General features: G+C 62.4%; 12 protein-coding genes, 2 pseudogenes and 1 riboswitch. Of the genes and pseudogenes, 8 read left to right on the top strand and 6 right to left on the bottom strand.

Annotated elements, in window-relative coordinates:
* Together ACNFCJ_RS23485 and ACNFCJ_RS23480 are read right to left on the bottom strand one after the other, a co-directional pair.
* Nucleotides 1-764: pseudogene (locus tag ACNFCJ_RS23485) on the bottom strand (transposase); the annotation flags it as partial.
* Nucleotides 765-861: 97 nt separating this feature from the next.
* Nucleotides 862-1491, bottom strand: coding sequence for a LysE family translocator (locus ACNFCJ_RS23480; protein ID WP_416773820.1), 630 nt, complete (start codon nucleotides 1489-1491; stop codon nucleotides 862-864).
* A 79-nt stretch (nucleotides 1492-1570) separates the two neighbouring features.
* Between ACNFCJ_RS23480 and ACNFCJ_RS23475 the strand changes: the two genes are divergently transcribed.
* The 4 genes from ACNFCJ_RS23475 to ACNFCJ_RS23460 all read left to right on the top strand — a co-directional run bounded on the left by ACNFCJ_RS23475 (nucleotide 1571) and on the right by ACNFCJ_RS23460 (nucleotide 5035).
* On the top strand, nucleotides 1571-2536 hold the full coding sequence (locus tag ACNFCJ_RS23475) for a 2-hydroxyacid dehydrogenase (protein ID WP_416773819.1): 966 nt from the start codon (nucleotides 1571-1573) through the stop codon (nucleotides 2534-2536).
* A gap of 117 nt (nucleotides 2537-2653) precedes the next feature.
* Nucleotides 2654-3649 carry a methyltransferase gene (locus ACNFCJ_RS23470; protein WP_416773818.1) on the top strand — a complete coding sequence of 332 codons (996 nt, stop codon included), beginning with the start codon at nucleotides 2654-2656 and terminating at the stop codon, nucleotides 3647-3649.
* A gap of 36 nt (nucleotides 3650-3685) precedes the next feature.
* A riboswitch (yybP-ykoY riboswitch) is annotated at nucleotides 3686-3818 on the top strand.
* Nucleotides 3819-3899: 81 nt separating this feature from the next.
* A complete protein-coding gene (locus tag ACNFCJ_RS23465) occupies nucleotides 3900-4481 on the top strand; it encodes a TMEM165/GDT1 family protein (protein WP_106733600.1) in 582 nt (193 codons plus the stop codon).
* Between the two features lie 110 nt (nucleotides 4482-4591).
* Nucleotides 4592-5035 carry a ketosteroid isomerase-related protein gene (locus ACNFCJ_RS23460; RefSeq protein ID WP_416773817.1) on the top strand — a complete coding sequence of 148 codons (444 nt, stop codon included), beginning with the start codon at nucleotides 4592-4594 and terminating at the stop codon, nucleotides 5033-5035.
* 55 nt (nucleotides 5036-5090) lie between these two features.
* On the opposite strand, the gene ACNFCJ_RS23455 is transcribed toward ACNFCJ_RS23460, so the two are convergent.
* Nucleotides 5091-5912, bottom strand: a complete 822-nt coding sequence (locus tag ACNFCJ_RS23455) for a M48 family metallopeptidase (RefSeq protein ID WP_099526144.1) — start codon at nucleotides 5910-5912, stop codon at nucleotides 5091-5093.
* 195 nt (nucleotides 5913-6107) lie between these two features.
* On the opposite strand from ACNFCJ_RS23455, the pseudogene ACNFCJ_RS23450 reads away from it, so the two are divergent.
* The 3 genes and pseudogenes from ACNFCJ_RS23450 to ACNFCJ_RS23440 form a co-directional block, all read left to right on the top strand.
* Nucleotides 6108-6989 (top strand): annotated as a pseudogene (locus ACNFCJ_RS23450) (cache domain-containing protein); the annotation flags it as partial.
* Nucleotides 6990-7141: 152 nt separating this feature from the next.
* Complete coding sequence (locus ACNFCJ_RS23445; protein ID WP_416773816.1) at nucleotides 7142-7669, top strand: methyl-accepting chemotaxis protein; 528 nt, start codon at nucleotides 7142-7144, stop codon at nucleotides 7667-7669.
* 72 nt (nucleotides 7670-7741) lie between these two features.
* Nucleotides 7742-8290: a methyl-accepting chemotaxis protein gene (locus ACNFCJ_RS23440; RefSeq protein WP_416773821.1), complete on the top strand. Its 549-nt coding sequence runs from the start codon at nucleotides 7742-7744 to the stop codon at nucleotides 8288-8290.
* A gap of 84 nt (nucleotides 8291-8374) precedes the next feature.
* On the opposite strand, the gene ACNFCJ_RS23435 is transcribed toward ACNFCJ_RS23440, so the two are convergent.
* The 3 genes from ACNFCJ_RS23435 to ACNFCJ_RS23425 are packed head-to-tail and all read right to left on the bottom strand — an operon-like array spanning nucleotide 8375 to nucleotide 9462.
* Complete coding sequence (locus tag ACNFCJ_RS23435) at nucleotides 8375-8992, bottom strand: SOS response-associated peptidase (protein ID WP_416773815.1); 618 nt, start codon at nucleotides 8990-8992, stop codon at nucleotides 8375-8377.
* A 27-nt stretch (nucleotides 8993-9019) separates the two neighbouring features.
* Nucleotides 9020-9280, bottom strand: coding sequence for a putative signal transducing protein (locus ACNFCJ_RS23430; protein ID WP_092377504.1), 261 nt, complete (start codon nucleotides 9278-9280; stop codon nucleotides 9020-9022).
* The gene (locus ACNFCJ_RS23425) at nucleotides 9280-9462 is read right to left on the bottom strand and encodes a CPXCG motif-containing cysteine-rich protein (protein WP_092377507.1); all 183 of its coding nucleotides are present in this window, start codon (nucleotides 9460-9462) and stop codon (nucleotides 9280-9282) included. Before ACNFCJ_RS23425 ends, ACNFCJ_RS23430 begins: the two co-directional genes overlap by 1 nt.
* Before the next feature lie 98 nt (nucleotides 9463-9560).
* On the opposite strand from ACNFCJ_RS23425, the gene ACNFCJ_RS23420 reads away from it, so the two are divergent.
* A complete protein-coding gene (locus ACNFCJ_RS23420; RefSeq protein ID WP_416773814.1) occupies nucleotides 9561-10724 on the top strand; it encodes a 1-acyl-sn-glycerol-3-phosphate acyltransferase in 1164 nt (387 codons plus the stop codon).
* The last annotated feature ends 226 nt before the right edge of the window (nucleotides 10725-10950 follow it).

The raw sequence follows: 10950 nt of genomic DNA, 5'->3' as shown, positions 1-10950 counted from the left end.
TTCTACGTCGTAGCTGAAGGCGCTGCGATCGAATAGCGGCGTGTCGTCGCCCTTGTTATTTATGCCCCGATTCTCCGGCACATAGGCCGTAATCCCAGCATCATCACACGCTTGAAACTGCTCACCATTGGAGTAGCCCGCACCGGCTGTAACCGTCAGCTCTTCCTGCGCCAGGATCGCCTGGGCAGCCTTGGCCATAGGTTCCAGTTGTTGGTTATCGCTGCCGCCCTGAGTGACAGCATGATGCACGATCAGCCCATGCTCGCCATCCACCGCGTTTTGCACGTTATAAGCCACGCGAGCCCCCTGGTGGGTATGCATCATGCGCGCCTCGCTCTCACCCACGACGAACTGCTCCAGCCCCTGTACCTCCATCAACGCCTGGGCTGTCAGGTTATCGGCATGTCGGCTCTCCAGCTGCTACAGCGCAGCCTTGACCGCACTGCGATCAACCCCTTCAGCGGCCTCACTGCGGTCAGCCTCGTCCAGTTCGGCCAGATGCGTTGGCACTCGGCTTCCAGGCGCCGGGAGGAGCGGATGCGCTGGAAGTAACCGTACAGATAAAGCTTGAGTAGATCCGCTGGATCATAGCCAGGACGTCCAGTCTTGAGTGGTTCGGCCTTGCTGAAACCCAGAGCCTGCAGATCCAGGCGGGCGACATAGGCCTCGATCACCCGTACCAGGTGATCCTCCGGCACCAGCTCCTCCAATGCGTGAGGAAACAGGCTGCTTTGCTGACGACCTTCGCCCTGGATGTAGCCCATAAACGACAATGCCCCCATCAACTGATGGAGGCATTGTCTTCAGCTTGCTCTCAGGCTGCTAGGTTTTCACACAGTCTGAATCGCGGGGCTCTTTCGTTTAGCGCATTTTGGTCAGCGCCAGCTTCACGCCAATCCCCACCAGCACCGCGCCCATCAGTCGGTCGAACCAGTGCCCCATACGGGCAAAGCCGGCACGCACGCGTTGCTGGCTGAACAGCCAGGCCACCAGGCAGAACCAAAATGCAGTCGCCAGGGCCAGATAAAGGCCGTAACCGGCCTGCACCGCCACTGGCGTATGCGGATTGATCACAACGGTGAACAGGGAAAGGAAGAACAACGTCGCCTTGGGGTTGAGCCCGTTGGTGATGAACCCGGTGACGAACGCACCACGGCCGCTGCGCTCGCCGGCGGCCAGGCTCAGCTCGGCACTGGCTGGATCGGCCGGGCGCGCACGCAGCGCCTTGATGCCGATGTACAGCAGGTAAGCCGCCGCCAGCCATTTCAGTGCGTTGAACAGAACGATGGACTGCGACACGATCAGGCCGATACCCAGCAACGAATAGGTAACGTGCACCAGAATGCCGGTGCCTACGCCAAAGGCGGTGAACAGCCCGGCGCGGCGACCGTAGCCGACGCTCTCCCGCACGACGATGGCGAAATCCGGCCCCGGGCTGGCCACCGCCAGCAGATGAATAAGGGCAACGGTGAGAAATTCACTCCAGTACATGGCGGCTCCGCATCGACAGTGAAGGTCTGGTAGGCTCGCCAATCTACTCCTGCGACCCTCCTGCGAAAAGGTACAGCTGATGAGCAAAAGTCCCCGCGCCGTCTTCCTCGATCACGCCTCTCTCGACCTTGGCGACCTCGACATGCAACCGCTGCATCAGGCCTTCGCCGAGCTGACCCTGCACACGCACACGCGTCCGGATCAGGTCGCCGAACGCCTGCAAGGCGCCCAGGTCGCCATCAGCAACAAGGTGCCGCTGGACGCAGCCACCTTCGCCGCCTGCCCCGAGCTGAAGCTGGTGCTGGTGGCCGCCACCGGCACCAATAACGTCGACCTCAAAGCCGCCAGCGCCCACGGCGTGACCGTCTGCAATTGCCAGGGCTATGGCACGCCATCCGTGGCGCAGCACACCCTGATGCTGTTGCTGGCCCTGGCCACGCGACTGCCCGACTACCAGCGCGATATCGCCGCAGGCCGCTGGCAACAAGCCAGCCAGTTCTGCCTGCTCGACCACCCCATCGTCGAGCTCGAAGGCAAAACCCTGGGCATGCTCGGCCATGGCGAACTGGGCGGCGCCGTTGCTCGTCTGGCCGAAGCCTTAGGCATGCGCGTGCTACTCGGTCAACTGCCGGGCCGGCCCGCGCGCGCTGATCGCCTGCCGTTGCATGAACTACTGCCACAGGTCGATGCCCTGACCCTGCACTGCCCACTCAACGAGCAGACACGCAATATGATCGGCGCCGAAGAGCTGGCACTGATGAAGCCGCGCGCATTTCTGATCAACACCGCACGCGGCGGCCTGGTAGACGAACAGGCGCTGGCCGATGCTCTGCGCAGCGGCCATCTCGGCGGCGCGGCAACCGACGTACTGCTGCAGGAGCCGCCCAAGGACGGCAACCCGCTGCTGGCCGCAGACATTCCGCGTCTGATCATCACACCACACAGCGCCTGGGGCAGCCAGGAAGCCCGCCAGCGCATCGTCGGGCAGATGGTCGAGAACGCAGCCGGCTTCTTCGCCGGTGCGCCGCTGCGAGTCGTCGGGTAAGCTGCGCAGCTTTCTTGTAGGAGCGAGCTCTGCTCGCGAACACGGTCAACAGCAAAATCTTCGCGAGCAGAGCTCGCTCCTACACCGCGCGCCGTAAACAGATTCTCAGGAAATACCATGGACCCGCGAAGCGAAGTTCTCCTGCGCCACGCCGAGCTATTCAGTGGCGAGCTGTTACTGGCCGGCCTGCCGGCTGACGACCTGCTTGGTGCCATGCCTCAGGCTCGTGGCTGGAACTGGCATGCCGCTGATCAGGCGCTGCTCTCGGCGCGCTTTGCCGACCGCAGCCACTTCGGCACGCAGATGCCAGAAGGTGACTACCGCGCCGCCGTGCTGTTCCTGCCCAAGTCGCGCGAGCTGAGCGACTACCTGTTGCAAGCGCTTGCCTCGCGCCTGGCCGGCAAGCCGCTGTACCTGGTCGGCGAAAAACGTGGCGGTATCGAGCGCGCATCAAAGCAGTTGGCAGCCTATGGCAAGCCACGCAAGCTCGACAGCGCACGGCATTGCCAACTCTGGTGCGTCGAGGTAGAGCACGCGCCGCCCGCCCCCGACCTGCATGCCCTGGCACAGAGCTATCCACTGCAGTTGGCCGACGGCGCACTGGAGATCGTTACTCTGCCCGGCGTTTTCGCCCATGGCAGGCTTGATCGGGGTAGCGCGCTGCTGCTCGAGCATCTGGATGAACTGCCTAACGGCCACATGCTGGACTTCGGCTGCGGCGCTGGCGTGCTCGGCGCCGCGCTCAAACGGCGTTATCCAGACAACGAGCTGAGCCTGCTGGATGTCGACGCCTTCGCCCTGGAGAGCAGCCGCCTGACTCTGGCTCGCAATGGCCTGACGGCCAACCTGATCGCCGGCACCGGAATCGAGTCGGCGCCAGAGGGATTGAGCGCCATCGTCAGCAATCCGCCGTTCCATCAAGGCGTACACACCGACTACCGAGCCAGTGAGAACCTGCTGAGCCAGGCAGCCCGCCACTTGATAAAAGGTGGCGAACTGCGCCTGGTGGCCAACAGTTTCCTCAAATACCCGCCACTGATCGAACGTCATCTGGGCCCGTGCCGCACCCTGGCAGATGCCGATGGCTTTCGCATCTACAGCGCCCGGCGCTGATTGGGGTTGCTCCCAACGCAGCGCTTGGGCACAATTGCGCCCGTCCTAGGGGAGTAGTCTCCCGCGAGCGCCCTGCTCGCCCGGTATACGTCAACACACTTGCTCCGCAGAGCATGGCGTATACGACCCAAGGCCTACATAGAGAGGCCTGCGGTTTGACAAGACCTATGACACGCACAACCTATACCCGGGGCGGGAAGGTCGTTCGTGTCATAAGCCGTGTCGGCCCGCCCCTTTAGGAAACCTGATGCTGGAATCGCTGTTCGTCCCCACCCTGATCGTTGCCCTCGCCGAAATCGGTGACAAGACCCAGTTGCTCGCACTGCTGCTGGCCGCCCGTTTTCGCAAGCCGTGGCCGATCATCTGGGGCATCGTCGTCGCCACCCTGGCCAACCATTTCGCCGCTGGCGCCGTGGGTAACTGGGTAGCCGGTTTCTTCTCACCCGCCACTCTGAGCTGGATTCTCGCGGCCAGTTTCGTCGCCGTAGCGGCCTGGACCCTGGTGCCGGACAAACTGGACGACGACGAGGAATCCGGCCTGAAAAAATACGGCCCCTTCCTCACCACCCTGATCGCCTTCTTCCTTGCCGAGATGGGCGACAAGACCCAGGTCGCGACCGTGATGCTGGCGGCGCAGTATCCGCACTTCATCCTAGTGGTGATCGGCACCACACTGGGCATGCTGCTGGCCAACGTACCGGTGGTACTGGCGGGCAACTTCGCAGCCGAGCGCCTGCCATTGACGCTGATTCGCCGCCTCGCGGCCTGTGCCTTCGCCGCCCTGGCAATCTATGCCGGCTATCAGGCAATGAAACTCAGCGGCCTGATATGACGACTCACTGACGCCAACGGACTGGCATTTCGGCCAATCCCAGCCCCCTACCGCCTGCTGCTAAAGTACGTGCCACGTCACGTCATACGGTATGCAGTCGGGAGGGCGGCATGTCATTGGATGATTGCAAGAAGCTGGTGTGCCAGCACATCGACCTGACCTGGAACAAGGGGCGCCTGGCCCTGGCCGAACAGCTGCACAGTCGCGACTTTCTCTACAAGAGCTCGTTCATGGGTCGCCCACTCGACAGCGCCGGCTTCGCCCGGATGGTGCAGGACATCCGCTACGCCATGCCGGACCTGCAGATCGTGGTCGAGGAGTGCGTCGCCGAAGGCTACAAGGTGGTGACCTGGAGCACGCTGATCGGCACCATCGAAAAACCCGCGCTGGGCTATCCGCCCAGCGACAAGGTGCTGAGTATCTCGGCCATGGCCTTCTGGACACTGACGCCCAGCAATGAGATTCAGGAAATCTGCACCATGTTCGACATGGAAAGCTTCCGCGCCCAGTTGGGGCTGCAACCCCGCCCCTTCGCCGAAACGGCGCTACCCTGAAACGCAAACGGCGCGCCGTGAACCATCACGCCGCGCCGTTTTTTCGTGCCCGAACTTAGCGCCCGGCCTTGGCCTGCTCGTACAGCGGCATCACCTTGGGAATCGCCGCCTGCAGCGAAGCGATACGGCTGCTGGAGGACGGGTGAGTGCTCATGAACTCTGGCGGCGCACCACCACCGGCGGCCTCCATCTTCTGCCACAGACTGATGGCCGCATTCGGGTCATAACCCGCGCGAGCAGCCAGTTCGAGACCAATCAGATCAGCCTCGTTCTCGTTACCGCGGCTGTTGGGTAGCGTCAGGCTGTACTGCACTACTGTATCGGCCAGAGCCATGCCGCTCTCGCCGAGACCGAGTAAAGCGCCAGCGCCCTGCTTGGCGACCTGAATGCCATAGGCCTTGGACATCGCCTCACGGCTGTGTTCGCGCAGGGCATGCGCCATCTCGTGGCCCATGATCGCGGCGATTTCGTCATCGCTGAGCTTCAGTTGCTCGATGATTCCGCTGTAGAAAATGATCTTGCCGCCCGGGCCACAGTTGGCGTTGAGCTCGGGACTCTTGATCAGGTTGACCTCCCATTGCCAGTTGGCGGCATCCGGGCGAAAACGCGGCGCCTGCGGAATCAGGCGATTGGCAACGGTCTGCAGACGCTTGGCATTGTTGCTGGTCTTGTCCAGCACGCCCTTGCTCGATGCCTCGCTTAGCGTCTGCTGATAGGACTGCGCGTACATCTGATTGACTTCATCAGCTGACAACATGCTGAACATGTACTGCTTGCGCTCTACGCCAACCGCACCACCACTGGTGGTATTGACGGCCTGACAACCTGCCAGCAGCACGGCCGCCGCCAGGCCACTCAGATATAGAACCTTGCTCATCGAGCTGCCTCCTTGAATCGGACGCCCTATGCTAGGCCGCCCCCGCAGCACGAGCAACCGCGTTACTTGCGCGATAGCCGTACGCCATCTTTGCTGAATACGACACCAGCCTGTTCGTCACCACCAGCCCATTAAGGTTTTCATCTGTCACTGCCGATAGTTCGTGACAGGCGCGCTCTGCGCTCGGGAGCTCTCATGAAGCTCAAGTCGATCCAGTTTTCCGTCGCATTCCTTGCTGGCGCCAGCGTACTCGCGGTCGTTGTGGAGCTGGCGCTATACGCCCTGTTCGCCAGTGGCCGAACCCAGAACCTGGTGCAGGAACGCACGCAGAAACTACTGGAACAAGTCATCGAGCAGCGCCTGTCGGCATTGGCGCAAGCCCAGGTCAGCGAAATCCAGCGTGAACTGGAAGCTCCCCTGCAGATCACCGCCGACCTGGCACGCGTCAACGCCATGCTCGGCATGACCGATGCCAACGGCAGCCCGATGCTCGGCATGACCGATACCAACGGCAGCCCGATGCTCAGCATCAGCCGCGAAGAACTGGCCAACCTGGTGCATGAAACCACGGCACAGAACCCTAAATTACTTGGCAGTTACCTGGGCTGGGAGCCGAACGCCTTCGATGCCAGCGACGACATCTATGCCGGCAGCAAGGAAAACGGCTACGACGGCACCGGCCGCTTCCTGCCCTGGTGGTATCGCAATGCCGACGGCAGCCTGGGTATCGACTCTATCGGCTCGACCGAAAGCGAAGAGCTGCTGCCAACCGGCGTGCGCGCGGGCGAATATTACCTTTGCCCCAAAGAACGCAAACGCCCCTGCGTGATCGATCCAGCCCCTATGATGTCGGCGGCAAAATGACCATGCTTGCCTCCTTCACCTCGCCGATTCTGGTCAATGGCGAATTTCGCGGCGTCGCCGGTGCCGACCTGGCGGTGAATTTCATTCAGGAGCTGCTGGTAAAGGCTGACGCCCAGCTCTACAACGGTGCCGGCGAGATGGCACTGATTGCCAGCAACGGGCGCCTGGTCGCCTCGACCAAAGCGCCGGACAAACTTGGCGAACCGGCCACCGCCCTGCTCGACGCCAACGAAGTGAGCAACCTGGGTACGCTGCAGCCCGGGCAGGTGCTGTAGTCCATCGATGCCAAGGAAGATCCTGAGCACAGCCATATCGAACTCTTTCTCAGCTTCAACATCGGCCAGAGCGACACACGCTGGGTGCTGATGCTGGTGCTGCCGGTCAAAGCGGTGATGGCCGATCTGCACCAGTTGCAGGGCGATCTGGCCTCGCAGCGTGACGCCGACACCCTGGGCATGACCTTGGTCGGTCTTCTGATCGCCGGGCTGGGCCTGTTGGTGATCTGGTTCGTCGGTTACGGCATCGCCCGCCCGCTGCGGCAGATGGTCGGCATGCTCGACGATATCGCCAAAGGCGATGGCGACCTCACGGTGCGCCTGCAGGTTGACCGCAAGGATGAACTCGGACAGATCGCCGCCGGCTTCAACGCCTTCCTGGCCAAACTGCAAACCATGATCGGCGCCGTGGTGACCTCGGTGCAGCAGGTCAGCGACTCATCCGAGCATACTGCCGACCTTGCCATCCGCACCAACCAGGGCGTGCAGAAACAGCTGGCAGAGATCGAGCTGGTGGCTACCGCCGTTCATGAGATGACCGCCACCGCCCAGGACGTTGCACGTAACGCCACCCACGCCGCCGAAGCCGCCAATCACGCCGACCGCGCGGCCAACTAGGGCAAACAGGTGGTACAGGAGACCTCGGCCGCCATCGCAGCCCTGGCCAGCGAAATCGGCCGCGCCGTGGGCGTGGTACAGAACCTGGCCAAGGACAGCGAGAACATCAACGCCATCCTCGTCGCCATTCGCGCCATTGCCGAGCAGACCAACCTGCTGGCGCTCAACGCGGCCATCGAGGCAGCTCGCGCCGGCGAACAAGGCCGCGGCTTCGCCGTGGTCGCCGATGAGGTGCGCAACCTGGCGCAGAAGACCCAGCAGGCCACCGAAGAAATCCAGACCATGATCCAGCAATTGCAGCAAGGCACGCGCGAAGTGGTCAAGGTGATGGAGCAGAGCCAGAGCAAGACCGACGACAGCGTCGAACACGCCAACCAGGCCGCTCAATCGCTGGAGTCCATCACCCAGGCGGTGTCGGTGATCAACGATATGAACACGCAGATCGCCAGCGCAGCCGAGGAGCAAAGTGCGGTGGCCGAAGACATCAACCGCAACGTCACCAATATCGGCCAGGTCGCCAACGAGGTGGCAGGCGGTGCCGACGAAGCCAGTCAGGCCAGCGCTCAACTGACCAAGCTGGCCGAACAGCAGCGCAGGCTGATCAATCAGTTCAAGGTCTGAGGGACTGCATCAGAATAGGGTGCACCGCACGCACAGGTTCTTGGTCAGTTGCGGTGCACCGGCCCCTCGACACCCTGCGCAGGATCAAGCCGGCGTCAGGCACTCCGGCGCATCCAGCTTCGGGTCGTTGACCAGCGTCGCCAGTGCGCGCTCACGCAGCGCAATCTGCGGCTTGGCCAGCAGCGCCGCCAACTGCTCGGGCGACGTATCGTGGCTCAGCCACAGCGCCTGTTCATGCTCGTCGAGAATCAACGGACGCCGTAGCGTGGCCGCCTCCTGGGTGATCAGCGCAACGCTCAGGTACTCCTGCCCACCAACCGGATAAAGCTCCCACAAGGCCGCGAAATACATCAGCGGCTCACCGTTGCTCATCCAGTACGGCCGCTTGCGCACGCCCCCACGCCACTCATAGAAGCCGTTGGCCGGCAGCAGTGCGCGGCGCTGGCGAAAGGGCTCACGGAACATCGGCTGCTCGGCCAGGGTTTCAGCACGCGCATGCGCCGGAGCTTTGGACAGGTCCTTGAGCCAGGCGGGCGTCAGCCCCCAACGCGCCGCAGCCGCCTGCGGCCCCTGCTCGCCCGCACGCAGCATCAACACCTGACCATTGGGCGCCAGGTTCCAGTGCGGCTTCTGGTCAGTGGGAAAGCCGGGCAACGCCGCAAAAGCGGGCGACCAGCGGAACAGGGCATAACGTCCACACATGAAACGACTCGACAGGCAGGGGGCGCATCAACAGAGCAACACGCCCTGAAAGGACTCTGGCTCATCACCAGGCACAGGTTGCGCCGCATTGTACTCAGCGATCAGCGTGCGCGCCCGTTCAGCGTGAGGATCAGCGACGACCAAACCGAGCAGGCCGCATGCCGGCAACTCCCCCACCGCACCGACCAGATGCTGCCCGAGCAAGTGCGCCTCGACACCTTCACTGGCCAGCATGTCCACCAGCATCTGCCCTTCCAGAAGGTTTTCCGGTTCGTAGATTCGTTGCATCAATCGTTCTCCGCACGAACGTCCAACTCCCACTCGGTGCCATCCGTACGCAGCTCGAACTCGATCGGCCGGCAGCACACCGGACAGTCTTCGATGTAAGACTGGTCCCCAGCCGACAGATCCAGCAGCGCTTCGGCCGGCTCACCGCAATAGGGGCAATAATACGACTCGCTTTCCAGCATCGCGGCCTCCTTGTGACTTGGCGTTATAATCGCCGGTCTACTGCTCACCCTGTTAAGCAGACACCATTCCAACCTTAGCCGTTCTAGAACAAGAGAGCATGATGGGCGCATTCGATGCCATCCGACCCTATGCCGATGCAGAAGTGCGCCCCGTACTGGCGCGCCTGCTCGCCGATCCGGCGTTTCTCGATACCCTCACCCGTTTCCGCTTTCCGCGCCTGGCCGGGCCGTTGGGCTGGCTGCTCAAGCCGCTGATCGCCGCACGCCTGCGCAGCGAGTTCGCCAGCGTCGATTCGGTCTCCAAGCTGCAGGAGAAGATCGAGCCCTATATCGATCGCACCATCGAGCATGCCAGTGATGGCATCAGCTACTCCGGCCTGGAGCACCTGCAGCCCGGCAAGCCTTACCTGTACCTGGCCAACCACCGCGATATCGTCATGGACCCGGCCTTCGTCAACTACGCCGTCTACCACGCAGGTCTGCAGACGCCTCGTATCGCCATCGGCGACAACCTGTTGCAGCGCCCTTTCGTCAGCGACCTGATGCGCCTGAACAAGAGCTTCATCGTGCACCGCTCGATCAGCGGACGACGCGAGAAGCTGGCGGCTTATCAATTGCTCTCGGCCTATATCAACCACTCGATCCGCGAAGATGGCGAGTCGATCTGGATCGCCCAGGCCGAAGGGCGCGCCAAGGACGGTGACGACCGTACCGATTCGGCCATCCTCAAGATGTTCCATATGAGCCGCAAGGATGAGCCATTCGCAGACGTGATCGAGTCGCTGAACCTGATCCCGGTGTCGATCAGCTACGAGTACGACCCCTGCGACCTGGCCAAGGCCCGCGAGCTCTGTGTGCGTGCCGCCACGGGCAGCTACACCAAGGCGCCGGGCGAAGACGACGCCAGCATCGCCCTGGGCATCACCGGCTACAAAGGCCGCGTGCACCTGCACTTCAGCCCGCCTGTCGCCGGTCTGGAGGACACCAAGCAGCTTGCCCAGGAGATGGATCGTCACATTCTCGGCCAGTATCGCCTGTTCCCTGTGCACTACCTGGCCTACGCCATGTGGGAAGGCCGCGAGGCCGGGCTGAACGTGCCGGCAGCGAGCGAAGTATTCGATGCCGCGGAACTGGCCAAGGCCGAAGCGCAGTGGAACAAGCGCCTGGCCGCCTGCAGCGCCGAGGAAAAACCGTTCCTGATCCTGCAGTACGCCAACCCGGTGCGAAACCAGTATCGGATCAAGGCAGGTCTGCCTCTGTAAGAGGCACGCGCTACAAACGAAAACGGCAGCCATCAGGCTAATGTCAGTCAGTTAAGCTGACTGGCATTTTTATTTCTGGTCGGATACTTGGACGGCTTGGGTTTGACCGCTCGCAGATAACTGCGATCCTCACGACGATGAGGTAGGACGTAGTGCATGGCCGAGGCCTGTAGTTCGGCCAGGTAGCGAGGGATGTTGCCTGGATGATTCAAAGAGACCCCGTTCA

Origin of the sequence: Pseudomonas sp. NY15364 (assembly GCF_048068235.1) — a bacterium.
Lineage (GTDB): Bacteria > Pseudomonadota > Gammaproteobacteria > Pseudomonadales > Pseudomonadaceae > Aquipseudomonas > Aquipseudomonas mendocina_D.
Note: the sequence above shows the minus strand (reverse complement) of the source record. Positions and strands in the feature narration are given on the sequence as shown.

Bases quoted from the DNA above. Each gene is read 5' to 3' on its own strand.
- ACNFCJ_RS23480 (WP_416773820.1), bottom strand. From the start codon at position 1,491: ATGTACTGGAGTGAATTTCTCACCGTTGCCCTTATTCATCTGCTGGCG.
- ACNFCJ_RS23460 (WP_416773817.1), top strand. From the start codon at position 4,592: ATGTCATTGGATGATTGCAAGAAGCTGGTGTGCCAGCACATCGACCTG.
- ACNFCJ_RS23420 (WP_416773814.1), top strand. From the start codon at position 9,561: ATGATGGGCGCATTCGATGCCATCCGACCCTATGCCGATGCAGAAGTG.
- ACNFCJ_RS23425 (WP_092377507.1), bottom strand. From the start codon at position 9,462: ATGCTGGAAAGCGAGTCGTATTATTGCCCCTATTGCGGTGAGCCGGCC.
- ACNFCJ_RS23435 (WP_416773815.1), bottom strand. From the start codon at position 8,992: ATGTGTGGACGTTATGCCCTGTTCCGCTGGTCGCCCGCTTTTGCGGCG.
- ACNFCJ_RS23470 (WP_416773818.1), top strand. From the start codon at position 2,654: ATGGACCCGCGAAGCGAAGTTCTCCTGCGCCACGCCGAGCTATTCAGT.
- ACNFCJ_RS23445 (WP_416773816.1), top strand. From the start codon at position 7,142: ATGCTGGTGCTGCCGGTCAAAGCGGTGATGGCCGATCTGCACCAGTTG.
- ACNFCJ_RS23475 (WP_416773819.1), top strand. From the start codon at position 1,571: ATGAGCAAAAGTCCCCGCGCCGTCTTCCTCGATCACGCCTCTCTCGAC.
- ACNFCJ_RS23455 (WP_099526144.1), bottom strand. From the start codon at position 5,912: ATGAGCAAGGTTCTATATCTGAGTGGCCTGGCGGCGGCCGTGCTGCTG.
- ACNFCJ_RS23430 (WP_092377504.1), bottom strand. From the start codon at position 9,280: ATGCAACGAATCTACGAACCGGAAAACCTTCTGGAAGGGCAGATGCTG.